This window comes from Streptomyces sp. NPDC059080 (assembly GCF_042739975.1).
Lineage (GTDB): Bacteria > Actinomycetota > Actinomycetes > Streptomycetales > Streptomycetaceae > Streptomyces > Streptomyces benahoarensis.
In genome coordinates this window covers 13,670-39,503 of the sequence record NZ_JBHYGX010000010.1, presented here as the reverse complement: position 1 = coordinate 39,503, position 25,834 = coordinate 13,670, and the positions used below count along the sequence as shown (strand labels likewise).

Sequence of the window (25,834 nt, the reverse complement as noted above, 5' to 3'; positions counted from 1 at the left end):
CGTTATGCACAACCCCACGCCGCCGGCCGAGACCGTGACCGCGCTCGCACGCCGGTACCGCCTGGAGATCGACATGGGCACCGACTACGCCCCGTGCTGGACCCTGGTCCCCGGGATCACCGAGTTCACGACGAAGATCGAACCGACACAACAGGACGTCTCCACGTACGACACCGAGGGGTGGGTCGAGCAGGCCGTGACCATGCTCGCGTGGTCGATCGAGGTCACCATCGCGCACCGCGCGCACCCGACGACCGGGGAGTTCAACGCGGCGCAGGAAGCGCTCCGCCGGGCGTCGATGCGGTTCGGCAGCGAGTCGTATGTGCGGGTGCGCTACTACGACCGCAACGGCGCCGACGACGCGTACGAGGGCACGGCCCTGGTGACGTGGGAGCCGGACGGAGGCGGCCCGGACGAGGTCGACACCATCAAGGTCACGCTGACCGGCTCCGGCCGACTCGCCGCGATCTGCAACCCCGCCCGTCCGGTCATCCTGCACACCTCGGATGAGCCGGTGTTCGCCGGCGACGACGAGGCGGGCATCTGATGGCGTTCAAGGCGCTGGAGGAACTCCTCGACGAGTGTCTGCACCTGCCGATCAAGGGCCGCACCTACACCGTGCCCGCCCCGTCGGCCGCGACCGGTCTGCGCGTGCAGGCGATCATCAACGCCGCGGCCGTCGCCGCCGACGGGGGCGAGGCCGACGAGCAGGTGCTCGCGGACGCCGCCGAGCGCGACCTGTACCGCGAGGTCCTCGGCGGGGCTCACGAGCAGATGGTCGAGGCGGGGGTCACATGGCCCGCGCTCAAGCACGCCGCCATCACCGCCATGGTCTGGATCGCGCAGGACACCGAGGCCGCCGAACGGTACTGGAACGCCGGCGGCGACCCTTCTCAACTGGCCCCGAACCGGGAGACGCGGCGCGCTCAGGCCCGATCGGGCGCGGCGAGCTCGACCCCGAATCGGGGCTCTTCGAGTGGTACGAATACCCACCCGGTACCGGGCCCCAACGCGGCCACGCCGCCGATGGGCTGACCTGGGTCCGCATTCTCGACGAGTGGCCGCTCGTCGAGGCTGACCTGCACGAGGTCTACGGCATCGACCTCGGCAACCGCGCACTGTTGCGCGAGCGTTCGTGGCGCTGGTTGCGCGTGCGCGTGCTGGGGCTGATGTCGGCCGACTCCCGCCTCGCCCGCCTGCTCAACCCGCCTTCCACATAACCGCATAGCTGCCGGACGCGTCCGGCCGACCCTCTAGGAGGTGACGGGCCGTGGCGCTGACGGTAGGCGAGCTTACGGCGACACTCACCGTTGATCCGTCCGGCGCCGAGGCCGGTATCGCCCGTGCCCGGCAAGCGATGCGCGCGGGCGCCGACCAGATCACGGGAGACGCGGACCGCGCGGGCGACGCTGCCGGCGATGCGCTCGGCGACGGGCTCGCCGACGGCGCCACCGACGGGGGCGACCGCGCCGCCGTCGGAATCACCGGCGCGCTCAAGGGGTTCGCCGCCGCGGCGGTGGGCGCGAGCATCGGCGCCGCCCTCATGGCCGGACTCTCCGAGGCCATGGAGCAGGGCAAGATCACCGGCACCCTGCAAGCGCAGCTCGGCACGAGTGGCCCGGTGGCCGCGCAGTACGGCAAGGCTGCCGGCGCCTTGTACTCCGGGGCGATCGTCGACTCCGTCCAGGACGGCGCCGACGTGCTGCGCGGCATCGCACAGAACGGCCTGTTGCCGCCCGAGGCGACACAGGGACAGATCGCGTCCATGGGCACGCGCGTCGCCGATACCGCGCGGGTCATGGGCGAGGACGTCGGCGCCGTCTCCCGCGCGGTCGGCACGATGCTGAAGACCGGCGTCGCGCAGAACGCGAGCGAGGCCATGGACGTACTTGTTCGCGGCACGCAGCGCGGCGCGAACGCGGGCGAGGATTTGCTCGACACCTTCTCGGAATATTCGACTCAATTCCGGGATCTCGGGCTCGACTCGCAAACCGCAATGGGCCTGATGCAACAGGGCCTGCAAGGCGGCGCGCGCGACGCGGACACCGTCGCCGACGCGCTGAAAGAGTTCGCGATCCGCTCGAAAGACATGTCGAGCGGCAGCGTCGGCGCCTTCCAGGCGATCGGCCTGAACGCGGGCAAGATGGCCGCCACCTTCACCAAGGGCGGGCCCGCTGCCAGTGCCGCACTCGGCACCGTCCTTTCCCGGATCAAGGCGATTGAAGACCCGGCCAAACGCAACGCGACCGCCGTCGCCTTGTTCGGCACCAAGGCCGAGGACTTGCAGGGCTCGCTCTACAAGCTGAATCCGGCGACCGCGGTCGCCGCGCTCGGCAAGGTCAAGGGCGCTACGGACTCCGCCGGTAACGCGATGCGGGACAACGCGGCGACCAAAATCGAGGCGTTCAAACGGTCCCTGTCACAGGGGTTCGTCCAGATTCTCGGCGCACAGGTCATCCCCGCGCTGACGACGTTTGTCGGCTATCTCGGCCGGGTTGGCGCCGCCCTCGGCGCGGCGGGTGGATTCGTCGCGCAGCACCGGGGCGCAGTCATTTCGCTAGCAGCAGTGATCACTACCGTGATGCTGCCAAGCCTCGTACGCCTCGCCGTACAGTCCGCCACCACGACTGCGGCGACCGTCACCGGCTGGGCGACACAGGCAGCAGCAGGGACGGCCGCGGCGGCGCGGTTCGTCGCGGCGAACGTGGTCGTTCTCGGCGGGTGGGTAAGGCAGGGCGCAGCCGCTACGGCGACCGGTGCGCGCGTGGTCGCCGGCTGGGCCGTGCAAGGCGGCGCCGGCATCGCAGCCGCGGCGCGGTTCGTCGCGGCGAACGCGGTCATCCTCGGCGGGTGGGTAAGGCAGGGCGCAGCCGCTACGGCGACCGGTGCGCGCGTGGTCGCCGGCTGGGCCGTGCAAGCCGGCGCCGGCATCGCAGCCGCGGCGCGGTTCGTCGCGGCGAACGCGGTCATCCTCGGCGGGTGGGCAGCTCAGGGAGTTGCCGCCGCGGCGGCTGCCGCGCGGGTGGTGGCCGGGTGGGTGCTCATGGGTGTGCAGTCGATGGTTCAGGCCGCGCGCATGGCCGCGGCGTGGGTGCTCGCCATGGGGCCGGTTGGCTGGATCACCGCCGCCGTGGTCGCCCTGGTGGCGCTGGTCGTGGCCAAGTGGGACACGGTCAAGCAGTGGACCGCCGCGGCGTGGGGCTGGATCTGGAACAAGATCAAGGCAGTTGCCGGGTTCATCGTGAATATTTTCATGAATTTCACGCTACCCGGATTGATCATCAAGCACTGGAATACGATCAAGAGCGCGACCGCTGCCGCATGGTCTTGGGTTTGGGGAAAAATCAAGGCCATTGGCGCGTTCATCGTGAATTTGTTCATGAATTGGACGCTCCCCGGGATCATCATCAAACATTGGAGCGCAATCAAATCCGGCACGGCACGTAAGGCGGGCGAGATGCTCGCCTTCGTCAAGTCGCTGCCGGGCCGGATCGTCGGCTTTTTCGGCAATTTCGGAACAATGCTCGTCAGCAAGGGCAGCGCCCTGATTACGGGCTTGTGGAGTGGCATCAAGTCCATGGGTTCGTGGCTCAAAAGCAAGCTGATCGGCTGGGCAAAGAACATGATTCCGGGGCCGATAGCAAAAGCCCTCGGAATTCACTCGCCCTCTCGGCTGATGCGCGACAAGATCGGGCGTTTCATTCCCGCCGGTGTTGTCGAGGGCATCAAGGCCGGAACACCGGCCGTCAACCGCACCATGCGCAATCTCGCCTCGGCCCCCGCCGCCCCGCAGTTCGCCCCCGGCGCTGCTGCGCCCGCCGATGCGGCGAGCGGTGCCGCGGCGAGCGGCGGCGTGTGGGGGCCCGCCGTGCATATCGAGAACTGGCACGCCGGCGGCGCGAGCCCTGCCCAGACCGCCGCCGCGCTCGCGTGGCAGATGAAAGCAAGGGGGTAACCCACCATGACCATCAACACCCGTCCGGGGACCGTGCAGTTCGGCGAGCTGCTGCTCGGCCCCGGCACCCCGTACCGCTGGCGGAAGCTGACCGGCTGGAACGAAATCCCGGCAATCGACTCGGGTAGCGTGCCGCGCCCGGCCGCGCACGGCGCCTACCCGGGCGCCCTGCTCGCGCAGGCCCGTACGATCACGCTCGACGAGGTGATCGTGCGGGCCGAGCCCGGACGCATCGGCGCCACAGTCGCCGCCCTGGAAGCGGCGACGCCCCTCGTCGACGACGAGCAGCCTCTGCTCATCCACCTCGACGACCGCGGTCCGCTGCTCGTATTCGCGCGCGTGGTCCGGCGCGAGGTGCCCGTCGATCCGGCCTACGGGGTCGGCGTGGCGACCGGCGGTGCGATCCAGTTCGAGGCGAGCGACCCTCGCCGCTACACCCCCGCCGTGCAGTGGATCGAGTCCGGACTGCCCGAGCCGTGCCTGCCCTGGCACACCGCCGCCGACGGCGGGCCGCGCGGCATCCCCGCGTCGACCGGCGACCTTGTCGCCTACAACCTCGGCCGCGCGCCGACGCACCCCGTCGTCGAGTTCGTCGGCCCCGTCGACACCCCGCGACTGACCAACGCGACGACCGGGGCCGTTCTGGAGTACGAGGCGATCCTCGACCCCGGCGAGCGACTCACCGTCGACACCCGCGCGGGCACGGCCGTGCTCGACAGCGGCGAGAGTCTGCTGAACGCCGCGAGCTTCGCGTCGTGGCCCGAGCCCGCGTTCATGCTCGTCGCCGGCCGCAACGAGCTGACCTTCCGGGCCGCGCCGGACGCGCCCGCCGACCCGCGCGCCGCCGCCCTGCTGCGGTGGCGCTCGGCGCACTGGTGAGGAGTGGAGCCGTGGTGACGTCCACGTATCGCGTGCTCGTGTGTGATCTGCGCTCCGACCGGCTGCTCGACGTGCTGCCCCTGTCGGGCGTCAGCATCGAGGACTACATCGGCAAGGCCGGCAGCTTCCGGGGCACGGTGCCGATCCCGAACCGGGAGCTCGCCGACCGGGCGCGCGCCGCAATCGGCCCGGACCGCGTCGCCCGCACCGCGCTGTGGGTGGAGCGTGACCGGCGGATCTGGTGGGGCGGCGTGCTCTGGTCGGTCAACCCGCAAAGCGACGAGCGCGGAAACATCCAAGTCGAGGTGCAGGGCGGCACGTTCGACACCGACCTCGACCACCGCACCCTGCGCACCACGCACAAGGCGAAGAACACCGATCAGTTCGACATCGCGCGGAACCTCATCGACTACGCGCAGCAGCAGCCCGGCGGAGACATCGGCATCCGGTACGGCACCGACACGTCGGGCGTGCTGCGGTCACGTACGTTCGCCGCCTCGGATCAGCCGACCATCCGGGATCTGCTCGACAAGCTCAGCACGGCCGAGGACGGGTTCGAGTGGCGCATCCGCTGCTTCCGCGACCCGGAGTCCGGGGAGCGCGTCAAGCACCTCGACCTCGGACACCCCCGCATCGTCCGCGGCGGCGACGTCGTGCTCACCCACCCCGGCCACATCCTCAGCTACGCGTGGCCGGCCGACGGTACGACCGTCGCCACGACGTGGCAGGCCCGGGGCGCGACCAACAACCGCAACCAGGCCGCCGCGTCGAAACCGCTGCTGTCCGAGCTGCTCGTCGACGAGGCCGCCCTCGCCGCCGGGTGGCCGCGTCTCGACGGGACCAGCGATCACCAGTCCCTCGACGACCCCGAGCAGCTCGCCGAGCACGCGCGCGCCGAGGCCGCCGCCGCCCGCCGGCCCGCGGTCATCCCCGAAGTCACCGTGCATCTCGATCCGCAGATCAGCCCTGACCTGATCGGCCGGTACGTCCGGCTGCGGGTGCGGGATCTGTGGTTCGCCGACGGCCTCGACGTGCGGCACCGCGTCGTCGGCATCGCCGTGACGCCCCCGGAGCGGGGCGCCGCCGAGTCCGTGAAACTCACCCTAGAAACCCCGGAGCACCCCAATGGCGACAGTGCGTAACGACTTGCTCGACCGAATCCGATCGCTTGAGCGGCAGGTGAAGGAACTCGCCGGCCGCAGCCAGAGCCGGCCCCCGCTCGACCAGATCCGCGACGGCGACGTGCGGATCACCGAGGGCGGGCAGCTCGCCGTCGTGCCGCCGAAGGAAGAGTTCGCGACGTTCGTCGTCGGGGAGTGGCCCGGCGGCTCGTACGGCCTGGTCGCCCGCCGCATGGACGGCTCATACGCGCTGACCGTCGAGGGCGAGCGGGCCGACCGCGGCACGGTGCGCATGTGGAGCCGCGCCACCGACGCGCCCGACCGGATCCTCGTCATGGACGACACGCACAGCCCCCGGCACCTCGGCCGGCCGTGGCTCCCGCTCCAACTGCACCCCACCGCCAACCAGTCCACCGGCGCGACCGGTTGGCAGCACGCATGGGTCGGCATCACCCCCGTGCACAACGCCGTCGCGCACATCGAGGTGACCAGCTACGCCGAGGCCGGCGGACGCGTCCGCGTACGCATGCGGGCCGAGGGCGGCGCGGTGTTCACCGCGGACGAGTGGGAGGTGCCCGAGGGCGAGTGGACCGCGCACACCGTCGAGCAGCCCCTCGACCGCGCCGGATTCCTCGACGACTACGCGATACAGGTCGAGCACTACACCCACAACGCCCGGCGCCCGATCGAAACGCGGCTGCTGACGGCGTACGGGCGGAACACGTACTCGGCCGAGGAAGCGCCGGAAGCGCCGGCCGGACAGGACGGGGACGCCGGCCGCCCCGATCCGACGCTGCCCGTCGAGACCTTCAACGGCGACCAGGCCAAGGGCGGCACCGAGTGAGCGCCGGATCGCCGGAGAGGGGGCGGCTGTGTCGGCACCCATAGGCGCCGCCGCCCTGGTCGCCGCGCTCAAGGCCGAGGGCGTCAGGGTCAAGGGCGAGCGCTCATGGCGCAGCCACAACCGCAACGCGCGCGGGCCATGGGGGCCGGTGCACGGGGTCATGGTGCACCACACCGTCACCAGTGGCGCCAAGCAAACCGTCGATCTCATCTACCGCGGCCGGTCCGATCTTCCGGGGCCGCTCGCTCACGCGGCCATCACCAAGGACGGCGTCGTTCATCTCACCGGGCACGGCCGCGCGAATCACGCCGGGCTCGGTGACCGCGACGTGCTCGCCGCAGTCATCGACGAACGGAAGCTGCCAGCACCGAACGGGCAAGACGTCGATGGGAACCGGCACTTCTACGGGTTCGAGTGTGAGAACCGTGGGGACGGCCGCGACCCGTGGCCCGAGGCACAGCTCGACGCAATCGAGCGGGTAGCGGCAGCGCTGTGCCGCCACCACGGATGGCACGCCGCCTCGGTGATCGGCCACCTTGAGTGGACGAACCAGAAGTCAGACCCCCGAGGCTTCGCCATGGACGAGATGCGCCGGCGGGTCGCCGAGCGCCTCAAGCACCCGCCCGGCGAGCAGCCCCCGAAGCCGAAGAAGCCACACAAGAAGCCACCCCGGCACAAGCCGCCGAAGAAGCCGACCCCGGCACCGACACCCCGCCCGCCGCAGAAGGGACAGCCCATGTCGGACGCCGCCCGGCGCACCGTACGAACCATCGTGCAGACCGCACTCAGCCTCGCCGCCTCCCTCCCGATCCTCGTCGACACCGCCGACGTCCCGCACACCGCGGCCGGCGTCGGCACCGCCCTCGCCGTCGCCGCGGCGGTGACCCGGGTCATGCAGAGCGACCAAGTCCAGAAGCTGCTCCCGAAATGGCTACGCAGCGCCGTACCGGCACCCACGAAGGAACCGGCCCCGGACACGGCCACGGGCGGCGGCGCTGTGTAACACCGCCCGACCCTCACGACGTTGTGCTCAGACTCCAACAGCTCCGTGACAGCGTCGGCTCAGGGTTCGCGCCGCGCTCGAACGGACACGGTAGTTTCTCCCGTCCCTCGCCATCCTCGTTGGCGCCACTGGCTGTTTCCTGTCCACTTGGTAGCTCATCCGTTGAACAACACAGCGCCCCCTATCGGCCTTCGGGTCGATAGGGGGCGCTGTCTGCGTTTCAACGCGGGAGCGCGTGCCAAAGCGACCCCAGAGCGACGGAACGCATCCGCCGCAGGAGCCTGCCTTAACCGTTGGTGCCGCCAGCGGCTGAGTCGCCCCGTTACGGCTTCTCGAAATAGTCGTTCATGACGCCAGCGATGAACGCCTGCCACCCCTCAGAAGAGCTGGTCAGCACCGGGCCCGCATCCTGCTTGCTATCCCGCAGACCAACCGCTGTCCCGAGGTCGGCCACCTCGACACAGTTGCCGTTGCCGTTGCTGTAGCTCGACTTGAACCACGCTGCGCGTGTCAGATCAACCCTGTCCATGACTCCCTGCCAATTCGGAGATCAGACGCCGTGACGCCTGCTCATCGAGCGATGTTTCCCAGATCCCTTGGAAAGCCATGTCGTACTGTTCGACTTCCTTTGGCTTGTCCAGGTACAGGCCCCCGGTGTAGCCATCGGCGTAGACCGTTGGCGGCTCCGTGTCGATCCCGTCGCCGTTGAGCGGGAAGCGCAGGATGACGAACGGGCCGGTCACGACACCGTCGTGCATACCAGCAGCGAACGGAACAACGCGAATCGAAACGTTCGGCAGCTCGGACACCTCGACAAGGTGCTCAAGCTGTTCTGCCATGACGTCACGCCCGCCGATGGGCCGGCGCAGCACCGCCTCGCTCAGCACGACACGCAACGTCGGCGGATCGGTTACGCGCGTGAGAAGAGTCTGACGCTCGATCCGCAGGCGCACCCGTCCATCGAGGTCTTCCTCATCAATCCCCCGAACATGGGTCCGCGTGACTTCCCGGGCGTAGCCCTCCGTCTGGAGTAGCCCCGGAACCACGTCGCTTTCGTACGAGGAAAGGCTCGACGCCGCCTCTTCCAGCCCGACGTAGATGTCGAACCCCTCGGGGATGACATCGCCGTACGCGTGCCACCATCCGCGAGCTTTGGTTTCCTTCGCGAGGCCCATCAGCGCCTCGGTCAAACCAGTGGGTGCGCCATAGACAGAGCACATCGCTTGGACGTCAAGACTCCGTAGCGGAGTCTGACCCGTTTCGATGCGCCACATCTTGGCCTCGGACCACTCCAGCTTCTTCGCCGCAGCACGGACTGTGAGACGAGCGCGGTTCCGCAGGTCGCGCAGGTTTCTGCCCAACTGCCGACGCGGAACGGTCGACCCTGTCGGCCCCTCTGTCATTCTCCACCCCTTCTACACGCCCCAGTATGACGGACCCATGTCGATCACGATGAAAGCAGTCATGCCCTCGCCATGCAATGCAAGCCACCAGTTCGACTACCTACTCACGAGCCATCGACGTGAAGTCTTGCATGAAGGGTCATCGCCGGGCACTCTGTAGACCCGCAACCGCTTGATGCCAACTCCGGTGACATCAAGCGGTATTGGCGGGTCATCAGCTCTGCGCTAGGAGGGGCAGACGCATGCCTGAACAGGAAGACCGGGAACAACAGCCCGACCTGAAGTCGTCCGACGAGCAGAACGAGTCGACTCAACTCGACGCAGAAATTGCCCGGTTGGAGGGCGTAATCACGGCGCACTGGGCGCTTCTCGGCAAGAAGACCTAGCTGCCGGGCTGATGGCCGGCTGCGCAGGCACCCGCAGCACGCGGAACCGCCCCACCAACCATCGGAGTTGCACTGTGCCGAACACGGCCAGCCCCACGAAGCACGACGCCGGTAGGCCCACCGGCGAGGTAGAGCGCTTTCGTCGCTTCAGATTCGTTCGTGACCTCTTCCCCGCCACCGAGCCGCCGTCGTACGCCATGCAGTGCTACACGTGCGAAGCGATGAGCGGCTTTTGCTCTGACGGTTCGGTAGGGGCGTCCTGGGCGCTCGGCCACCTCCAGGAGGAAGAACACTTCCAGTTCCGGTTGGTGCACACGGTGCCCGTTGTGGCCGCGCTGGAGTCTCTGTGAACGCCCGAGCGATCCGAATCGTCGTGCGCGGCATGCTGAGTGAGGCACTCGGCCGACTTGATGAGCAGTGGTACTGGTTCTATCAATTCGCCTTGTGCCACCTCGGCGAGGACCCGCGTAAGGCCGACGCCATGTACGAGCGTCACGCCGGTCTGGGACAGGGCACTACGTGCTGTCTCCCGTCCGTCCGCCCGCTCGCTCCCCCGGAGCACGGCTGACCATTCCCGAACACGCCGCCGACTGCCCGGCGGTCCTGATGTCCCGCCCCCTGCCCCGGTGGAACCGGTCGGCGCCTGCAAGCGCCGTCCGCCCGCGGCAGGGGAGCGGGTACCACCCCCGCTCGCCGCTGCAACGGCTGCCGGGGACGAAGTCACCACCGTTAGGAGTTGACAACATGGGCGACTTTATCGCTCTCATGTTCCTTTGGTTAGGGGAACCGACCCGCCGCCGTGCACACTCCGTCGCACGCCGGGCGTCCGTCTTCCTTTTCCCGCCGCCGCTGCCGCCCGCGCCGCCGGTCATCCCCCCGGCCCCGCCGTACGCCCGCCGGCCGCTGCCCGAACACGTCCAGGAACGTGCGCAGCCCTTCAGCGGCGAGGGGATCTCCCTCGTCCGCCCGTACCTGCTCGACTACGAGCGTCGAGCAGACGCCCGCCACGATCGCTCGCAGCCTCGGGAACTCTGCGCCGTCGTCGCGTAGGTCCCTTCCACGGAGACGCCACTCATGGACTACATCGGTTCAGATACCGCCTTCTGGCTCACTACCGCCCGGTTGGAGGCGCAGGAGAAGGGCAGCGCCTTCGTCAACGCCTTCCGGCGCCTGGACATCGAGTTCGACGACATCGAGATCAGGGAACCCTGCGACGGCTGCCGCCGAACCGACTACAAGATCACCCTCGGGTCGATCTCCGTCGACGAGGCGGGCGACTTCGCCCGCAAGCTCAACCACGCGCTGAACCTCCTCGACGACTACCGCAACCAGGCGCCCGACGCCGATCAACTGCCGGACTGACAGCAGGCTTCGCCCCGCGCCGTTCCGCTCCGGCGTCCTCGCCGCCGTCGCGGGCCGACGGGGCGGGCCAGGCCCCGTCGGGCTGCTTCCCGGACAGCAGCAGCCCGACGGACAACGTCCACTCCCCTCACCACCGCGGCCCGTCATGGCATCACCACCGGGCCGCGCGCCCCGCGCATCACATTCCCCGGCCACATCGAGGCCGGCACAGGCTCCCGCCCCGGCACGGGGCGGGCCGCCCGCCGCACCGCGACGGGCGTACCACCGCATCGACGCAAGAGGAGATACCGCTATGACGACGCTCACCACCGAGCGCACCACTTCCCCGGCTGCCGCCGGGCCGCGCGACTCCGTCCGGCCGTTCGGCCTCACCAAGGCCGTACCGGTCACCGTCACCGACACCCCCGCCGACCTGCCGCCGGTCCTGACGCTCTGCCCCGACCGGCAGATCAGCGTCACCAAGGACGGCACGCCGTTCATCCACGAGCCCTCCATGGCGACCTCGCTCACCACCACGCAGCAGACCCAGGAAGACAGTCAGCTCGACACCAGCAGCGAGAACGACACCGACTGACACCCGCCCACCAGCCATAAGGAGAACTGACCCGTGACGGTCCTGGTGCTGACTCGCGCCCTCGACGCGACATCCGATCTGGTCATCTCGGAACTGTCCGAGCGAGGCGTGCGTGTCGTCCGGCTCGACCCCGGCGACTTCCCCCAGCAGCTCACCCTCGGCGCCCGCATCGGCCCCGAGACGGGCCCTTGGGTAGGCGCGCTGCGCGGTCAGCACCGGGGCCTCACCCTGGAGGAGATCCGCGCCGTCTACTACCGGCGACCCTCACCCTTCCGCACCCACCCCGGCATGACCGACCACGACGCCGCATGGGCGCGGGCCGAGGCACGCGCCGGGTTTCACGGCCTGCTTGCCTCGCGGCGCTGCCGGTGGGTCAACCACCCCTCCGCCAACGCGCACGCCGAACTCGTGCCCGTCGCCCTCGCCGCCGCATCCCGCAGCGGCCTCAACGTCCCGCCCACCCTCATCACCAACGACCCCGTCGGAGCACGGGAATTCGTCCGCGCGCTCCCCGGCCGCACCGCGGCGTACAAGGCCCTCGGCCCCGGCGGACCGACCACCCACGACGGCAACGCCCACGCCCTGTGGACCACAAAGGTCCACGCGGACGAGATCACCGACGCGGTACGCCTCACCGCTCACCAGTTCCAGCAGTGGATTCCCAAGGCGTACGAGGTGCGGGTGACCGCCGTCGAGTACCGGCTGTTCGCCGCCGAGATCCACGCCGGCTCGGACGCCGCCCGCATCGACTTCCGCACCGACTACGACCACCTCACCTACCGCCCGTGCCACGTGCCCGAGACCGTGGCCGACGGCATGCGGGAACTGCTCTACACCCTGCAACTCAGCTACGCCGCATGCGACTTCCTCGTTAGTGAAGAAGACGGCCGCTGGTACCTCGTCGACGTCAACCCCAACGGCCAATGGGGCTTCATCCCCGAACTCCGCACACCCATCACGCACGCACTCGCCGACCTGCTCGAAGGAAAACGCCCATGACCACCACCGCCACCGCCATCCGGGCCGGCATCCTCCGCCGCCGCCTGGTCCAGCAGCTCACCCGCGACGGCGCACTGCGCTCCCGCTTCTGGCACGAAGCGTTCTCGACCGTGCCCCGCGAGCTGTTCGTGCCCCGCTTCACCCGGCGCGAGGGCAGCGACCTCGTCACCTACCGCGCGGGCGACCCCGACTACCTCACGGCCGTCTACTCCAACACCTCTCTGAACACGCGCTACGACATCCACGGAACGGCCGTCAGCTCGTCCAGCCAGCCGTCCATGATGGCGCGCATGTGCGAGGCCCTCGCACCCGTCAACGACCGGCTGCCCGTCCTCGACCTCGGCACCGGCCCCGGGTACAACGCCGCGCTTCTCTGCCACCGCTACGGCTCGGACCGCGTCGTCTCCCGCGACGTCGACCCCGACATCGTCACCGACGCCGCCAAGCACCTCGCCATGGCCGGGTACTCCCCCACACTCACCCTCGGCAACGGCGCCGAGGGCTGCCCCGGCAACGCCCCGTACGGCGCACTGATCGCCACCTACGGCACCGGCCGCATCCCGGAGGCGTGGCGCCACCAGGTCGCCCGCGGCGGCAACATCGTCGCCAACCTCGGACACGGCCTCGTCGCACTCACCATCGGGGACCACCGCAGCGCCACCGGCCACTTCCTGCCGGTCCTCGCTGCCTTCATGCAGGCCCGGCCCAACGCCAACGCCGCCCCGGCACCCGCACGCACCTACGCCGGCAAGGTCGCCACCGCCACCGGCCACACACAGGAAATCGAGCTGCCGGCCAACCCCGGCGAGGACATGCCGCAGTTCCTCGGCTCCCTCGTACACCCCGACGTCGTCGACTTCTCCCTCCTCCTCGACGGCAAGTCGGTGCACTGCCTCGCGCACCCGAGGTCGAGCTCGTGGGCCCGCATCACACCCGGCCCGGACGGCACCGCCCGACTCAACCACGGCGGCCCCCGCAACCTCTGGGCCGAACGCGCACCCCTCATCAGCCGATGGTCCGCAGCCGGCGAACCGACCGCCGACGCCTACAGCCTCACCGTCTACCCGACCGGACAGCACGAGCTACGCCTCGGCGACGCGTTCTGGTCCCTCCCCGAGTAGAACCCGGGCCGCCCCACGACATCCAGGGCAGCCCCGCGCCTCAGCCCGAACCCCAACGGCACGAGCGCGCACGCAGTTAAAAAGCAAGGACCCCGGCGACGGGTGGAGCCGTCCCGGGGCGTGGTCACGCTAAGCAGCTAAGCAGGAGCGCAACATGTCCGACGCTACCCCGTTCATAGTCATGTGGGCGACCCTCGCCCTTGCCATCTTCGCCCCATGGCCCCGGCGCGCCCCGGGACGGCACAGCGCAGCACACCTCAAGCCCGCCCCGCCGCAGCCGGTCGTACCGCCCATGCCCACGCGGGCGCCTGAGATCCTCCCGCCCCACGTACAGGCCCGGTACCGCACCATCCGCGGCGAGGACACCGGCGCCGTGCGCCCCTACGTCCTCGCCCGCCCCCGCCGGCGCCCCACCGACGCGAAGAGCCGGGCGCAGGCCGACCGGCGGTGGCAACTCGACATGGCGCTGCGCGGACACGACGTAGGCCCGACCCGGATCCACGGCGTCCACGTCGCCCCGGGCGCCCGCACCATCCGCGTAATGGCCGCCTAGCCTAAGCGTCCGCTTATTTATGCAGCTCAGGGCACCGCGTAACCGTTCCGGGGATACCTCGTGAAGATTGAAGGAACGCCTGAACGAAAGGCTCCGGATAGCCGTAGCCGACAGTAGGTTACGCGTGTCCCCTTCGGTCCTTCGCAAGTCCGGTTCGGGACACCTACGGCCCCGTTGCCGCCGCGAGGCAGCAACGGGGCCGCAGTGCGCAGCCCCTCAGGCCGCCGGCGGGAGTCCCGCCTCCGCCCCCTCCGGGCCGAACCCCAGACACCGCAGCAGGTCGCACCGCGTCACGCGGTACAGCCGACCGACCCGCAGCACGCGCACCGGATACTCCCCGCGCTTCGCGAGCGCGTACCCCGTCGTGCGCCCCAAGTCGAGCGCGCGATTCGCCACGTCGAGCGGGAACGCCACGGGCAGCGCGAGCAAGTCCTCGCGCGTCATCCCGCGGGAATCTCCCGCCCCTTCGACCACACACAGCACAGACACCGAACCTCCCTGGTCAACAACAACGACTGCCGGACACGCTAGCTTTTTGCGTTGCCATGCGACAGAACTTATGACAGATTGCGTCACCATGGAGCAACAAGAAGGGTGGGCCGAACGCCTCGCCGCCGTCATCGCCGGTGAAGTCTTCCGCTACCGCCGCAACCAGGGAATGAGCGCACAAGCCCTCTCCGACCGCTGTACCGACCTCGGCATGGCCGTCCCCCGGGCCGTCATCTCCAATCTGGAGAACGGCCGCCGAACGTCCGTCAGCGTCGCCGAAATCCTCGTACTCGCCGCCGCCCTCGACATCCCACCCGCCGCCCTGGTCTTCCCCGTCGGCTACACCGAGGAGACCGAAGCTCTACCGGGCGCCAACGTCCCGCCGTTCGAGGCGGTCCGCTGGTTCGCCGGCGAGGAACACAGCGCCACCCCCACCCCGGCCACCGACACGCCACCGGCCCCCCACAGCCACACCACGTGGCGCCGCGCTGGCGCCGCAGGCGAAGCGATCACCGGCTACCGCCGCGCCGAGCAGATCGCCGAGGCCGGCCTCGCACACACCGACCGCGCCGACCGCATGCGGTCCGACACCTACGACTTGGAAGAGTCCACAGCCCGCGACGCACTCGCGCGGGCCGCACAGAAGCAGGACGAGAAAGCCCGGCAGGGACTCGCCGACCTCGCGCAGGTTCTCGACACCCTGCGCGATCTCGGCACCACCGTCCCCCCGGGCACCCTGCACGTCGACCTCTTCCGCCACGCCACCCGAGGCAACCAGCCGAGGGAATCCCACACGGAGAACACCGAATGAAAGGCACCATCACCAAGCGCTGCGGCTGCCGCGACGCCAAGACGGGCAAGCAACTCAACAGCTCGTGCCCGAAACTGAAGCAGCGACGCCACGGCTACTGGACCGTCGTACAGGAACTCCCGCCGCGCGAGGACGGGACACGTCGCCGCTTCCGCCGCTCCGGCTACGAGAAGCACGATGACGCGCAGGACTGCCTCGACAAGGTCCGTGCCCTGCTGAACATTGCCGACAAGGAAGACAACGAGGGCCGCCGGAAACTCGGCGATCTGCTCGAATCCGTCTCGGCAAGCAAGGAAGCGATTCCGGAGCACGACGCCACGAAACGACGGTTCAGCACGGGGCAGTCGCTCAGCGCACACACCACGGTTGGGGAGTGGCTCGACCAGTGGCTCGCCGGGAAGAAAGCACTCCGCACAACGGGAAAGAACCGGTATGAGAACGACATTCGCCTGCACCTGAAGCCGCGGATCGGGCACATACGAATCGACCGGCTCAACGTCGCCCACCTCGACGAAATGTTCGCCGGCATCGCCGCGAGGAACATCGAGATCGTCGAGGCCAACGCCCTTCGTCGCGCAGCAGTCGACGAACTCAAGGAAATCCCTTGGAAGGGCCGGGAGAACCGCCGCCGACGTAAGGCGCTCAAGGAAAGCATCACCGCGATGCCGCCCTTCCGTCGCGCCACGGGGAACTCATCCCAGCAGCGCATCAGGACAACGTTACGTGCCGCGCTGGGCGTCGCCATCGCGCGTGGGCTGATCGTGTTCAACGCCGCCGCGCACGTCGAACTCGCAGCCGCCAAGCGCCCCAAGGCACTTGTGTGGACGGATGAGCGCATCGCCGAATTGCTGCGCACCGGCGTCAAGCCGTCTCCCGTCATGGTCTGGACGCCGGACCAGGCTGGGGAGTTCCTCGACTTCCTCGCCGACAGGCGCGACCGCCTGTACGGGCTCTTCCACGTGATCACCTTCCGCGGCCTGCGCCGCGGGGAGGGATGCGGCCTACGCGATACGGACCGCAGCCGAGCACAGCAGACTCTCACCGTCGCTACGCAACTCGTGCTCGACGGCTGGGAGGTCATTGAGAACCCGCCCAAGACCGACAGCGGCGAACGTGTCGTCGTCCTCGACCAGTACACCGTCGAGGTACTCGACGAAAACGACCGGCGCAAAGAAGCCGAGCGCGCTGAGTGGGGCGAGGCGTGGGTCGACTCCGGGCGCATGTTCACCATGCCCGACGGATCGCCCATTCACCCCGGTTGGCTGACCGGCTACTTCGACCGGCTCGTTGAACTGTCCGGCCTGCCGCCGATCCGGCTGCATGATCTGCGGCACGTCGCCGCCTCGCTCATGCTGGCCGCCGGCGTCGACATCAAGATCGTGTCCGAGACCCTCGGCCACAGTGACACGCGCATCACCCGCGACATCTACCAGTCGGTGTTGCCGAAGGTTGCCCAGGAAGCAGCCGAGGCCACTGCCGCCATCGTCCCCAGGGGCGCCGCCCGCCGACCGACGCACGAGGGAGCCACGGCCCCGCAGCCGGCGCCGGTCGAGCCCCCTCAGCATCGCGTCCAGCCCCTTGCGGCGGCACAAGCCGGACGCGATGGCCACACGACGGCCACACACGAGGGTGCGAAGATCATCGCGTTCCCGTCCCGCCGGGCCCAGAATGAGGAAAAGCCCAGGTCAGAAGAGTTCCAACCTGAGCTTCCAGAGAGCCCCCTGTCGGATTCGAACCGACGACCTTCGCTTTACAAGAGCGGTGCTCTGGCCAGCTGAGCTAAGGAGGCGTGCGGGAGCAGTGTACCCAGGTGGGTCGGATGCCGGTCGCCATTTCGTGACCTCTGGGGTGCTGACACCCGGGATCGCCGCAGGTAGCGTCGCGCCCGGCCCGCGGTTGTGGGCCGCGCCACTCCTTTACTCGGATCGTCCGGCACGTTCCTGCCGGTGAAGGGACACATCATGGCTACGGTCACGTACGACCAGGCAACCCGTATCTACCCGGGTTCCGACAAGCCCGCCGTCGACAAGCTCGACATCGCCATCGAGGACGGCGAGTTCCTCGTCCTGGTCGGCCCGTCCGGCTGCGGGAAGTCCACCTCGTTGCGGATGCTGGCGGGGCTGGAGGACGTCGACGGCGGCGCGATCCGCATCGGCGACCGTGACGTCACGCATCTGCCGCCCAAGGACCGGGACATCGCCATGGTGTTCCAGAACTACGCGCTGTACCCGCACATGTCCGTCGCCGACAACATGGGCTTCGCGCTCAAGATCGCCGGGGTGCCGAAGGCGGAGATCCGGCAGAAGGTCGAGGACGCGGCGAAGATCCTGGACCTCACGGAGTACCTGGGACGTAAGCCGAAGGCGCTCTCCGGTGGTCAGCGGCAGCGCGTCGCGATGGGCCGGGCGATCGTCCGGGAACCGCAGGTCTTCCTGATGGACGAGCCGCTGTCCAACCTCGACGCCAAGCTCCGCGTGCAGACCCGTACGCAGATCGCCGGGCTCCAGCGCCGTCTGGGCATCACGACGGTGTACGTCACCCACGACCAGGTCGAGGCGATGACGATGGGCGACCGGGTCGCGGTCCTCAAGGACGGGCTGCTCCAGCAGATCGACTCGCCGCGGAACATGTACGACCGGCCGGCGAACCTCTTCGTCGCCGGGTTCATCGGCTCACCGGCGATGAACCTCATCGAGGTGCCGATCGCCGACGGCGGCGTGAAGTTCGGCAACAGCGTGGTGCCGGTCGGCCGGGACGCGCTGGCCACGGCGGCGGACAAGGGCGATACGACGGTCACCGTCGGCATCCGGCCCGAGCACTTCGAGATCGTCGAGCAGAACGGCGCCGCCGCGGCCGCGCTGTCGAAGGCGGCGTCGGACGCCCCCGCCGGTCTGGCCGTCACGGTGAACGTCGTGGAGGAGCTGGGCGCCGACGCGTACGTCTACGGCACCGTCGAGGTCGGCGGCGCACCCAAGGACCTGGTCGTCCGGGTCAATGGCCGCCAGGTGCCGGAGAAGGGCGCCACCCTGCACGTTGTCCCGCAGCCGGGCGAGACACACGTCTTCTCCACCTCGTCGGGCGAGCGCCTCACGGACTGAGGTAAGCGCCTCGCGGACTGACCCGACAGGCTCAACTGCCGTACGGAGAAGGTGAATTGGCCGGTCGTGGCATCCATCCGCCGCGACCGGCCGCCCAGGGCCCGGCACGCCCGACCGCTACGGGAACGAGCGCGGGCAGCACGGCAGCGCGGGGGCGCAAAGGAACGTCCTCGCGCCCCCTCCGTCAACATCGCGCCCTCCCCAACCCCCGTCTCGTCCCTCGATAAGGTGACGCAATGTCGCCATATCATCACCGCTCGCTACCATCGCGACCGTGAACTCCGCAGCCCGCCGTATCGGCAGAACTCTCGCCCTTGTCCTCCCCGTCGTCCTCGTGTTCTCCGGGACGCTCGCGGTCACCAGCGTGCCGTGGGCCTCGAAGTCCACGGACACGCAGATGCTGACCGCGTCCAGCGGGAAGACCGTCGCCAAGACCGCCCCCAAGGCCCCGCAGGACGCCCTCCGCGACCGCCTGCTGCTCGAACTCCAGGAAAGGGACCCAGGGGTGGCGCTGACCCACCTCCAGCGGGCCACCACGGAGCGGCCGTCGCTCGCCACGCACTGCACGTCCATCGCGCGGGCGCTGGGCCGGGCAGCCGTCGCCAAGTACGGCGCCGGGCACCGCGCGCAGGCGTTCTCCCGCCCGGTCTGCGACACCTCCTTCGCCTCCGGCGTCGCCACCGCCCCGTGAGCCGCCCTCGCACCGCATAGGGTGCGAACCATGACAGTCGCCCCGTATCCCTATCCGACACAGGCCGTTGTCCTGGCCGGTGGCCAGGGCTCGCGCCTGCGGCCGTACACCGATGACCGGCCCAAGCCGATGGTCGAGATTCCCGGCACGGGAACCCCGATCATCGGCCATCAGCTCACCTGGCTCGCCTCCGAGGGCGTCACCGACGCGGTGGTCTCCTGCGGCCACCTCGCCCACGTCCTGGAGGAGTGGCTGGCCGAGGCCGAACTCCCGTTGAACGTCACGACCGTCGTCGAGACCGAACCCCTCGGCCGCGGCGGCGGCCTCAAGTACGCGGCGGCGTCCCTGCCCCGCCCGGATGAGCCCTGGTACGCCACCAACGGCGACATCTGGACCCGTTTCCCGCTCACCGAGATGGCCGCCTTCCACCTCGAACGCGGCGCCGAGGCCACCTTGGCGCTGGCCCGGCCGCGGATCCCCTGGGGCGTCGTGGAGACCGACGAGTTCGGCCATGTCCTCGACTTCATCGAGGCGCCGCCGTCGCCGTACCTCATCAACGCCGGCGTCTACGTCTTCTCCGCCACCTTCACCGCGCTGCTGCCGGACCGCGGCGACCACGAACGCACCACCTTCCCCCGGCTCGCCCGCGAGCGGCGGCTCGCCGGTTATCCCCTCCCGCACGGCTCCTACTGGCGCGCCATCGACACCACCAAGGACCTCGTCGAGGCCGCCAAGGAGCTGGGCGCCACGGGGAGTTGAGCGCGGCCGGTTTGCCGGAACGGCAAATCCGTGTACGGGCCGCCGGGCGGGTGCCGCATCCTGGCGCGACCGACACCCCCAGGAGGACCGATGCCGCAGCCCACACCGTCACCGCAGTGGAACCACCGCTTGGTGGACACCCCCGGCGGCCGGCTCCACCTCGTCGAGCAGGGCAGCGGGCCGCTCGTCCTCCTCCTGCACGGCTTCCCGGAGTCCTGGTACTCCTGGCGTCACCAACTCCCGGCGCTCGCCGCGGCGGGCTACCGCGCCGCCGCCCTCGACCTGCGCGGCTACGGCCGTTCCGTCCGGCCCGCCGCCGTCGAGGCATACGACATGGCGGCGCACGTCGCCGACAACGCCGCCGTGATCCGCGCCCTCGGCGCCCGCGACGCGGTCCTCGTCGGCCATGACTGGGGCTCCCCGATCGCCGCGCACACCGCGCTGCTGCGGCCCGACGTCTGCTCCGCCGTGGCCCTGCTGAGCGTCCCGTACGCGCCGCGCGGGCCCGTCCGGCCGTCCGACGCCTTCGCGGCGCTCGGCGGCGACGAGGAGTTCTACGTCCGCTACTTCCAGGAACCGGGCCGCGCCGAGGCGGAGATCGAACCGGACGTCCGCTCCTGGCTCGCCGGTTTCTACGCCTCGCTCTCCGGCGACACCCTGCCGCCGTCCGGCTCCACCGGCCACTTCTTCGTCCCCGAGGGCGGCCGCCTCAGCGACCGCTTCGTCCGCGACCGCGCCCCGGCCTGGCTGGACGAGGCCGCACTCGACTTCTACGCCGCGGAGTTCACGCGTACGGGGCTGACCGGCGCGCTGAACCGCTACCGCAACGCCGACCGCGACTGGGCGGCCACCGCCGGCCTGGAGGGCGCGCCGATCCCCCAGCCGTCACTCTTCATCGGCGGCACCCGCGACGCCTCCACGACCTGGCTCGCCGACGCCATCGCCGCGTTCCCCACCACACTGCCGGGTCTCACCGCCGCACACCTCCTGGACGGCTGTGGCCACTGGGTCCAGCAGGAACGTCCGGACGAGGTCAACCGCCTGCTCATCGAGTGGCTGCGGGGGCTGCCCGACGTCTGACGGGGCCTGCGCGCCGCGTGACGGGCCGGGCCCGTCATCGAAGGACGGGCCCGGCCCGGCGCCCCATGGGCCTTGTGCACCACCGGGCGGCACCGGGCGGCACCGGGCGGCACCGGCCCACCACCCGACGGATCCGCTCGTCAACGGTTCCGCTCCTCTACGGTTCCGCTCGTCTCCCCATACGGAACGGCCCCCGCGGACGGAGACGTTCCGTCCGCGGAGGCCGTTCGTGCGCTGCCCGGCGGGTCGCCGGTCGGGCCCTACGGGGATCAGCCCAGAAGGCCGCCCAGGGTCCCGGTGTGGTCCTTCGACCTGCCATCGGACGAGCCGGAGCCGTCGTCGCCCGAGCCGGTGGTCCCGCCGCCCGTGCCGCCGGACGTCTGCGCCGGGGTCGGCGCCGGGGCCTTGGTCGAGGCGGACTGCTGCGGGGCGCCGGTGGTGGCGCCCGCACCGGGCCGGCGGCCGGTGCCGCTGGTCGCCCCGGCCGTCGGGGAGCTGCTGCCCGCGGGCGAGGACGGCGCACCCGTCGGACCTGCGGTGTGCGCGGCATCCGGGGTCGGCGTGCCGGGCCGCTGCGGGGCGGCGGTCCGGGTCTGCTGCGGGCGGGTCGCCTGCCGGTGCGGGCTGGGCAGCGGCCGACCGGGCAGGTTGTTGATCGCCGGTTCGCCGGGCCGCGGCACGGACGTCACCGTCGCCGACCGTACGGCGCCGCCGAGCACCGAGCCGATGAGCAGCGTCAGCCCGGCGATCACCGAGGTCATCGCGGCGCCGCGGCGCAGCACCCGCCGCCGCAGGTCGATGACGTCGACGCGCGGACCGAGCCGACGCCACGCCTCGCCGGCCAGTCGGGCGTCGAGGGAGTACACCGGGGCGCCCGCGATGACCAGCGGGCTCCAGGCGGCGAGATAGATGAAGTCGGGCGCGTCGTACGCCGGGATGCTGTGCCAGGTGACGGTCATCAGCAGCACCGCGGAGAGCAGCGCGCCGACCGACGCGGCGAGCCGCTGCCACAGCCCGCAGATGGTCAGCACACCGACGACGACCTGGAGGAACGCGACGGTGAGCCCGGAGCCCACCGGGTGCGCCAGCGCGAAGTCGCGCAGCGGTACGGCCAGCGTCCACGGCTCCAGCGACGACAGCCACTTCACCATCGAACCGCGCTCGCCGCCGTCGAAGTAGACGGGGTCGCAGAGCTTGCCCATGCCCGCGTAGATCGAGATCAGGCCGAGGAAGATGCGCAGCGGCAGCAGGACGACGCCGAGGTTCATCCGGCGGCCCGGGTAGTACGCGTGGCGGACGCTGTCGCCGCCCCGGCGCCGCCCGGACGCGTCGTAGCTCTCCCGCGCCTCGAAGCGGTCCGCATCGCCGTCGCCCGCGTACGCGTACGCGTCGTCGTACGCGGCATCGCGCCCGCTCCCGAACGCCTCCGGGTCGGCGCCGTACGGGTCGTACGGGCCGGGCCGCACCGGGCGCAGCAGCGCGGTGTCGGCGTCGGCGGGGCCGCGCTGGCCGATGACGGTGGGGCCGGTGTCGGCGGCCACCCGCGGCAGGATCTGCGTCGCCGCGACGTCATCGCCCTCGTCGGAGTCCAGGCCGATGCCGGAGGTGCGGACGGCGCGCAGGAGCTGGGTGGTGGCGCCGGACGAGCCGCCCGGATCGGTGCGGCCGCTCCACACCACGGGCGCCCGGCGGCCACCGCCCCGCGCGCGGAGGACGGGGGCCCGGGCCGCGGCCCTGACCCGGCCCACGACGGGAGCGGCGAGCTGTACGCGGAAGCTGGCGTGGTTGACGATGACCTGCGCGGGATCGCACGGCACCTTGACCGAGCTCAGCAGCGGCTCGTCATCGAAGCCCGGCGAGCGTCCCCCCGTAGGCATGCGGGGTGTTCTGGTGTCCACGCTCATCTAACCGAGTGACGAGCGGTTAAGACACTGCCTTGACCTGGCCGATCTGTCCGAGACCCGTCAAAAAATCACAGGATCGCCGGAAGTAGCACGGAGCGTCACGCCCTGCCCTGCGGCTCCGTGCGGCCGGACCGCCGGGCGCCGGACCGTGGCCCGGCGCCCGACGGTGCGCGCTCAGCCGCGGCGGCGGGCCGCCTCCCACAGGACGACACCGGCGGCGACACCGGCGTTCAGCGACTCCGCGCCGCCCGGCATCGGGATCCGCACCCGCACGTCGCAGGTCTCGCCGACCAGCCGCGACAGGCCCTTGCCCTCGCTGCCGACGACGATCACGACCGGGCCGTTCAGCGCCTCGACATCCTGGAGCTCCATCTCGCCGTCGGCGGCCAGCCCGACGACCATGAGGCCGGCCTTCTGGTACTGCTCCAGCGTCCGGGTCAGGTTGGTGGCGCGGGCGACCGGCGTACGGGCCGCGGTGCCCGCCGAGGTCTTCCACGCACCGGCGGTCATCCCGGCCGCGCGGCGCTCCGGCACGACCACGCCGTGACCGCCGAACGCGCAGACGGAGCGGACGACCGCGCCGAGGTTGCGCGGGTCGGTGACGCCGTCGAGCGCCACGATCAGCGGCTCCTCGCCGCCGTCGAACGCGGCGGCCGCCAGGTCCTCGGGGTGCGCGTAGTCGTACGGCGGCACCTGCAGGACCAGGCCCTGGTGGTTGAGGCCGTTGGTCATCCGGTCCAGCTCGGGGCGGGGCGCCTCCATCAGGTGGATGTCGCCGCGCTGCGTGGCGAGCTGCAGCGCCTCGCGGACCCGCTCGTCGGAGTCGATGAACTGCTGGACGTAGAGGGTGGTCGCGGGCACGCCGTCACGCAGCGCCTCGAAGACCGGGTTACGGCCGACGACCAGCTCGGCCGTGCCCTTCGCGCCGCCGCGCCGCGGGGCGGGACGGCGCGCGGCCACCTGCTTCGCCTTGGCGTTGGCGACACGGTTCTTGACATGTCCCTTGCGGGCGGAGGCGGGCGGGGTCGGCCCCTTCCCTTCGAGGCCCCGGCGCCGCTGGCCGCCACTGCCGACCTGCGCGCCCTTCTTGTTGGACGTGCGGCGGTTCCTGCGCTGGCTGTTGCCGGCCATGGGTCACCCGTTTCTTCACTGCTCTCGACGTCTCGCGACGTGGAGTGGATACGTACGTATGGATTGAGTGTCGCCCGCGGCCGCCGGGAAGGGCGAATCCGGACGGCGGCCGGGCCACGGCGACGGTGCCGCCGTGGCGCGCGACGAGGTCAGGGCAGCGCGGCGGTGCGGTGCCCCGGGGCGGTCACGACAGCGACCAGCGCGGACCCGACGGGGTGTCCTCGATGGCGAGACCGGACTGCTGGAGCTGGTCGCGGATGGCGTCGGCGGTGGCGTAGTCCTTCCGCGACCGGGCGGCCTGCCGCTGGTCGAGCACGAGGCGGACCAGCGAGTCGACCACGCCGTGCAGGTCCTCGCCGCGCTCGGCGCCGCCGGACCAGCGCTCGTCGAGCGGGTCGAGACCGAGCACGCCGAGCATCGCCCGCAGCTCCGCGAGACGGGCGACCGCCGCCTCCTTGTCGTCGGCGGTCAGCGCGGAGTTGCCCTGCCGGACGGTGGTGTGCACGATCGCCAGCGCCTGCGGGACGCCCAGATCGTCGTCCATCGCCTCGGCGAAGGCGAGCGGCACCTCGGCGGCGGGCTCGACGGTCTTGCCGACCTTCTCCACCACACGCTGGACGAAGCCCTCGATGCGCGCGAACGCCGCCTCGGCCTCGCGCAGCGCCTCCTCGCTGTACTCGATCATCGAGCGATAGTGCGGGGTGCCCAGGTAGTAGCGCAGCACGATCGGGCGCCAGCGCTTGACCATCTCGCTGACCAGCACGGAGTTGCCCAGCGACTTGGACATCTTCTCGCCGCTCATGGTCACCCAGGCGTTGTGCGACCAGTACGCGGCGAAGTCGTCGCCGAACGCCTTCGCCTGCGCGATCTCGTTCTCGTGGTGCGGGAAGACGAGGTCGACGCCGCCACCGTGGATGTCGAAGGCGCTGCCCAGGTACTTGTGCGCCATCGCGGAGCACTCCAGGTGCCAGCCCGGACGGCCGCGGCCCCAGGGCGTCTCCCAGCTGGGTTCGCCCTCCTTGGCCGCCTTCCACATCGCGAAGTCCCGCGCGTCACGCTTGCCGGTCTCACCCTCGCCCGACGGCTGCCGGAGGCTGTCCAGCTCCTGGTTGGACAGCTCCAGGTAGCCGGGGAAGGAGCGCACGTCGAAGTAGACATTGCCGTCGGCGGCGTAGGCGTGGCCGCGCTCGATCAGGCCGCGCATCATCTCGATCATCTCGGGGATGTGGCCGGTGGCCCGCGGCTCGTAGGCCGGCCGCAGGCAGCCGAGCGCGTCGTACGCCTCGTTGAAGGCGACCTCGTTGGCGTACCCGATCGACCACCAGGAGCGGCCCTGCTCGGCGGACTTCTTGATGATCTTGTCGTCGATGTCGGTCACGTTGCGGACGAACGTCACGTCGTAGCCACGGAAGCTGAACCAGCGGCGCATGATGTCGAAGTTCAGGCCCGACCTGATGTGGCCGATGTGCGGCGCAGCCTGCACCGTCGCGCCACACAGGTAGATCGAGACACAGCCCGGAACGAGCGGGATGAAGTCACGGATCTGCCGGGCGCTGGTGTCGTACAGGCGAATCGTCACGGAACCAGGGTAGTCGGAACGAGGGAGTGCCCCGCGCCCCCTGGGGCCGCGGTTTCCGAAGCGTGACGCTCGCCCGTTTCGCTCCGGATCGC

General features: G+C 70.4%; 27 protein-coding genes, 1 tRNA gene and 2 pseudogenes. 22 read left to right on the top strand and 8 right to left on the bottom strand.

The annotated features are described in order from the left end of the window. Window positions 1–4 precede the first annotated feature (4 nt). From ACFWWQ_RS10805 to ACFWWQ_RS10775, 7 genes are all read left to right on the top strand, one after another. Window positions 5–547, top strand: coding sequence for a phage tail tube protein (locus ACFWWQ_RS10805; protein WP_384593472.1), 543 nt, complete (start codon window positions 5–7; stop codon window positions 545–547). Further along, a complete protein-coding gene (locus ACFWWQ_RS10800) occupies window positions 547–1,035 on the top strand; it encodes a hypothetical protein (protein ID WP_384593469.1) in 489 nt (162 codons plus the stop codon). The genes ACFWWQ_RS10805 and ACFWWQ_RS10800 overlap by 1 nt, the downstream gene beginning before the upstream one ends. 235 nt (window positions 1,036–1,270) lie before the next feature. Then, on the top strand, window positions 1,271–3,955 hold the full coding sequence (locus ACFWWQ_RS10795) for a phage tail tape measure protein (RefSeq protein WP_384593466.1): 2,685 nt from the start codon (window positions 1,271–1,273) through the stop codon (window positions 3,953–3,955). A 6-nt stretch (window positions 3,956–3,961) separates the two neighbouring features. Next, entirely contained in the window at window positions 3,962–4,834 is an 873-nt protein-coding gene (locus ACFWWQ_RS10790; protein WP_384593463.1) for a phage distal tail protein, read from the top strand. A 14-nt stretch (window positions 4,835–4,848) separates the two neighbouring features. Beyond that, window positions 4,849–5,976 (top strand): hypothetical protein, encoded by a 1,128-nt coding sequence (locus tag ACFWWQ_RS10785; RefSeq protein ID WP_384593460.1) that lies wholly within the window; start codon window positions 4,849–4,851, stop codon window positions 5,974–5,976. A gap of 37 nt (window positions 5,977–6,013) precedes the next feature. Beyond that, window positions 6,014–6,799, top strand: coding sequence for a hypothetical protein (locus ACFWWQ_RS10780; protein WP_384593456.1), 786 nt, complete (start codon window positions 6,014–6,016; stop codon window positions 6,797–6,799). Window positions 6,800–6,827: 28 nt separating this feature from the next. Continuing rightward, window positions 6,828–7,802: an N-acetylmuramoyl-L-alanine amidase gene (locus ACFWWQ_RS10775; RefSeq protein WP_384593453.1), complete on the top strand. Its 975-nt coding sequence runs from the start codon at window positions 6,828–6,830 to the stop codon at window positions 7,800–7,802. A gap of 322 nt (window positions 7,803–8,124) precedes the next feature. On the opposite strand, the gene ACFWWQ_RS10770 is transcribed toward ACFWWQ_RS10775, so the two are convergent. Together ACFWWQ_RS10770 and ACFWWQ_RS10765 are read right to left on the bottom strand one after the other, a co-directional pair. Then, a complete protein-coding gene (locus tag ACFWWQ_RS10770) occupies window positions 8,125–8,331 on the bottom strand; it encodes a DUF397 domain-containing protein (protein ID WP_384593450.1) in 207 nt (68 codons plus the stop codon). After that, a complete protein-coding gene (locus ACFWWQ_RS10765) occupies window positions 8,318–9,205 on the bottom strand; it encodes a helix-turn-helix domain-containing protein (RefSeq protein ID WP_384593447.1) in 888 nt (295 codons plus the stop codon). Before ACFWWQ_RS10765 ends, ACFWWQ_RS10770 begins: the two co-directional genes overlap by 14 nt. Before the next feature lie 242 nt (window positions 9,206–9,447). Here ACFWWQ_RS10765 and ACFWWQ_RS10760 point away from each other — a divergent pair, with 242 nt between their 5' ends. From ACFWWQ_RS10760 to ACFWWQ_RS10725, 8 genes are all read left to right on the top strand, one after another. Further along, entirely contained in the window at window positions 9,448–9,591 is a 144-nt protein-coding gene (locus ACFWWQ_RS10760) for a hypothetical protein (protein ID WP_384593444.1), read from the top strand. Between the two features lie 197 nt (window positions 9,592–9,788). After that, window positions 9,789–9,941: a hypothetical protein gene (locus ACFWWQ_RS10755; RefSeq protein WP_384593442.1), complete on the top strand. Its 153-nt coding sequence runs from the start codon at window positions 9,789–9,791 to the stop codon at window positions 9,939–9,941. Between the two features lie 394 nt (window positions 9,942–10,335). After that, window positions 10,336–10,641, top strand: a complete 306-nt coding sequence (locus ACFWWQ_RS10750) for a hypothetical protein (protein ID WP_384593439.1) — start codon at window positions 10,336–10,338, stop codon at window positions 10,639–10,641. Window positions 10,642–10,665: 24 nt separating this feature from the next. Next, a complete protein-coding gene (locus ACFWWQ_RS10745) occupies window positions 10,666–10,953 on the top strand; it encodes a hypothetical protein (protein WP_384593436.1) in 288 nt (95 codons plus the stop codon). A 292-nt stretch (window positions 10,954–11,245) separates the two neighbouring features. Beyond that, window positions 11,246–11,527 (top strand): putative ATP-grasp-modified RiPP, encoded by a 282-nt coding sequence (gene tgmA, locus ACFWWQ_RS10740; protein WP_384593433.1) that lies wholly within the window; start codon window positions 11,246–11,248, stop codon window positions 11,525–11,527. 33 nt (window positions 11,528–11,560) lie between these two features. After that, on the top strand, window positions 11,561–12,526 hold the full coding sequence (tgmB, locus tag ACFWWQ_RS10735; protein WP_384593430.1) for an ATP-grasp ribosomal peptide maturase: 966 nt from the start codon (window positions 11,561–11,563) through the stop codon (window positions 12,524–12,526). After that, on the top strand, window positions 12,523–13,647 hold the full coding sequence (locus ACFWWQ_RS10730; protein ID WP_384593427.1) for a protein-L-isoaspartate(D-aspartate) O-methyltransferase: 1,125 nt from the start codon (window positions 12,523–12,525) through the stop codon (window positions 13,645–13,647). Before tgmB ends, ACFWWQ_RS10730 begins: the two co-directional genes overlap by 4 nt. A gap of 154 nt (window positions 13,648–13,801) precedes the next feature. Next, entirely contained in the window at window positions 13,802–14,200 is a 399-nt protein-coding gene (locus ACFWWQ_RS10725; protein WP_384593424.1) for a hypothetical protein, read from the top strand. A 216-nt stretch (window positions 14,201–14,416) separates the two neighbouring features. Here the strand turns inward: ACFWWQ_RS10725 and ACFWWQ_RS10720 are convergent, their stop codons facing one another. Then, window positions 14,417–14,644, bottom strand: a complete 228-nt coding sequence (locus tag ACFWWQ_RS10720) for an integrase (protein ID WP_384593421.1) — start codon at window positions 14,642–14,644, stop codon at window positions 14,417–14,419. Window positions 14,645–14,777: 133 nt separating this feature from the next. On the opposite strand from ACFWWQ_RS10720, the gene ACFWWQ_RS10715 reads away from it, so the two are divergent. Continuing rightward, window positions 14,778–15,500: a helix-turn-helix domain-containing protein gene (locus tag ACFWWQ_RS10715; protein WP_384593418.1), complete on the top strand. Its 723-nt coding sequence runs from the start codon at window positions 14,778–14,780 to the stop codon at window positions 15,498–15,500. After that, a pseudogene (locus tag ACFWWQ_RS10710) lies at window positions 15,497–16,000 on the top strand (site-specific integrase); the annotation flags it as partial. The gene ACFWWQ_RS10715 and the pseudogene ACFWWQ_RS10710, both read left to right, overlap by 4 nt. Before the next feature lie 219 nt (window positions 16,001–16,219). Here the strand turns inward: ACFWWQ_RS10710 and ACFWWQ_RS10705 are convergent. After that, window positions 16,220–16,459 (bottom strand): hypothetical protein, encoded by a 240-nt coding sequence (locus ACFWWQ_RS10705; RefSeq protein ID WP_384593415.1) that lies wholly within the window; start codon window positions 16,457–16,459, stop codon window positions 16,220–16,222. Here ACFWWQ_RS10705 and ACFWWQ_RS10700 point away from each other — a divergent pair. After that, window positions 16,379–16,879 (top strand): annotated as a pseudogene (locus ACFWWQ_RS10700) (site-specific integrase); the annotation flags it as partial. The gene ACFWWQ_RS10705 and the pseudogene ACFWWQ_RS10700 overlap by 81 nt on opposite strands. 336 nt (window positions 16,880–17,215) lie before the next feature. Here ACFWWQ_RS10700 and ACFWWQ_RS10695 read toward each other — a convergent pair. Continuing rightward, window positions 17,216–17,289 (bottom strand) — tRNA-Thr (locus ACFWWQ_RS10695). Window positions 17,290–17,461: 172 nt separating this feature from the next. On the opposite strand from ACFWWQ_RS10695, the gene ACFWWQ_RS10690 reads away from it, so the two are divergent. The 4 genes from ACFWWQ_RS10690 (at window position 17,462) to ACFWWQ_RS10675 (ending at window position 21,128) form a co-directional block, all read left to right on the top strand. Beyond that, a complete protein-coding gene (locus ACFWWQ_RS10690; RefSeq protein ID WP_384593413.1) occupies window positions 17,462–18,598 on the top strand; it encodes an ABC transporter ATP-binding protein in 1,137 nt (378 codons plus the stop codon). A gap of 274 nt (window positions 18,599–18,872) precedes the next feature. Then, complete coding sequence (locus tag ACFWWQ_RS10685; RefSeq protein WP_384593410.1) at window positions 18,873–19,289, top strand: hypothetical protein; 417 nt, start codon at window positions 18,873–18,875, stop codon at window positions 19,287–19,289. Between the two features lie 30 nt (window positions 19,290–19,319). Continuing rightward, a complete protein-coding gene (locus ACFWWQ_RS10680; protein ID WP_384593407.1) occupies window positions 19,320–20,048 on the top strand; it encodes an NDP-sugar synthase in 729 nt (242 codons plus the stop codon). 90 nt (window positions 20,049–20,138) lie between these two features. Further along, complete coding sequence (locus tag ACFWWQ_RS10675; RefSeq protein WP_384593404.1) at window positions 20,139–21,128, top strand: alpha/beta fold hydrolase; 990 nt, start codon at window positions 20,139–20,141, stop codon at window positions 21,126–21,128. A gap of 269 nt (window positions 21,129–21,397) precedes the next feature. On the opposite strand, the gene ACFWWQ_RS10670 is transcribed toward ACFWWQ_RS10675, so the two are convergent. From ACFWWQ_RS10670 to cysS, 3 genes are all read right to left on the bottom strand, one after another. Then, a complete protein-coding gene (locus ACFWWQ_RS10670; RefSeq protein WP_384593401.1) occupies window positions 21,398–23,005 on the bottom strand; it encodes a DoxX family membrane protein in 1,608 nt (535 codons plus the stop codon). Between the two features lie 201 nt (window positions 23,006–23,206). Then, window positions 23,207–24,163, bottom strand: coding sequence for a 23S rRNA (guanosine(2251)-2'-O)-methyltransferase RlmB (rlmB, locus tag ACFWWQ_RS10665; RefSeq protein ID WP_384593398.1), 957 nt, complete (start codon window positions 24,161–24,163; stop codon window positions 23,207–23,209). Between the two features lie 184 nt (window positions 24,164–24,347). After that, window positions 24,348–25,742 (bottom strand): cysteine--tRNA ligase, encoded by a 1,395-nt coding sequence (cysS, locus tag ACFWWQ_RS10660; RefSeq protein WP_384593395.1) that lies wholly within the window; start codon window positions 25,740–25,742, stop codon window positions 24,348–24,350. Between the last annotated feature and the right edge of the window lie 92 nt (window positions 25,743–25,834).

Bases quoted from the DNA above. Each gene is read 5' to 3' on its own strand.
- ACFWWQ_RS10805 (WP_384593472.1), top strand. From the start codon at position 5: ATGCACAACCCCACGCCGCCGGCCGAGACCGTGACCGCGCTCGCACGC.
- ACFWWQ_RS10800 (WP_384593469.1), top strand. From the start codon at position 547: ATGGCGTTCAAGGCGCTGGAGGAACTCCTCGACGAGTGTCTGCACCTG.
- ACFWWQ_RS10790 (WP_384593463.1), top strand. From the start codon at position 3,962: ATGACCATCAACACCCGTCCGGGGACCGTGCAGTTCGGCGAGCTGCTG.
- ACFWWQ_RS10770 (WP_384593450.1), bottom strand. From the start codon at position 8,331: ATGGACAGGGTTGATCTGACACGCGCAGCGTGGTTCAAGTCGAGCTAC.
- ACFWWQ_RS10765 (WP_384593447.1), bottom strand. From the start codon at position 9,205: ATGACAGAGGGGCCGACAGGGTCGACCGTTCCGCGTCGGCAGTTGGGC.
- ACFWWQ_RS10760 (WP_384593444.1), top strand. From the start codon at position 9,448: ATGCCTGAACAGGAAGACCGGGAACAACAGCCCGACCTGAAGTCGTCC.
- ACFWWQ_RS10755 (WP_384593442.1), top strand. From the start codon at position 9,789: ATGCAGTGCTACACGTGCGAAGCGATGAGCGGCTTTTGCTCTGACGGT.
- ACFWWQ_RS10750 (WP_384593439.1), top strand. From the start codon at position 10,336: ATGGGCGACTTTATCGCTCTCATGTTCCTTTGGTTAGGGGAACCGACC.
- ACFWWQ_RS10745 (WP_384593436.1), top strand. From the start codon at position 10,666: ATGGACTACATCGGTTCAGATACCGCCTTCTGGCTCACTACCGCCCGG.
- tgmA (WP_384593433.1), top strand. From the start codon at position 11,246: ATGACGACGCTCACCACCGAGCGCACCACTTCCCCGGCTGCCGCCGGG.
- ACFWWQ_RS10730 (WP_384593427.1), top strand. From the start codon at position 12,523: ATGACCACCACCGCCACCGCCATCCGGGCCGGCATCCTCCGCCGCCGC.
- ACFWWQ_RS10725 (WP_384593424.1), top strand. From the start codon at position 13,802: ATGTCCGACGCTACCCCGTTCATAGTCATGTGGGCGACCCTCGCCCTT.
- ACFWWQ_RS10720 (WP_384593421.1), bottom strand. From the start codon at position 14,644: ATGACGCGCGAGGACTTGCTCGCGCTGCCCGTGGCGTTCCCGCTCGAC.
- ACFWWQ_RS10715 (WP_384593418.1), top strand. From the start codon at position 14,778: ATGGAGCAACAAGAAGGGTGGGCCGAACGCCTCGCCGCCGTCATCGCC.
- ACFWWQ_RS10690 (WP_384593413.1), top strand. From the start codon at position 17,462: ATGGCTACGGTCACGTACGACCAGGCAACCCGTATCTACCCGGGTTCC.
- ACFWWQ_RS10680 (WP_384593407.1), top strand. From the start codon at position 19,320: ATGACAGTCGCCCCGTATCCCTATCCGACACAGGCCGTTGTCCTGGCC.
- ACFWWQ_RS10675 (WP_384593404.1), top strand. From the start codon at position 20,139: ATGCCGCAGCCCACACCGTCACCGCAGTGGAACCACCGCTTGGTGGAC.
- ACFWWQ_RS10670 (WP_384593401.1), bottom strand. From the start codon at position 23,005: ATGCCTACGGGGGGACGCTCGCCGGGCTTCGATGACGAGCCGCTGCTG.
- rlmB (WP_384593398.1), bottom strand. From the start codon at position 24,163: ATGGCCGGCAACAGCCAGCGCAGGAACCGCCGCACGTCCAACAAGAAG.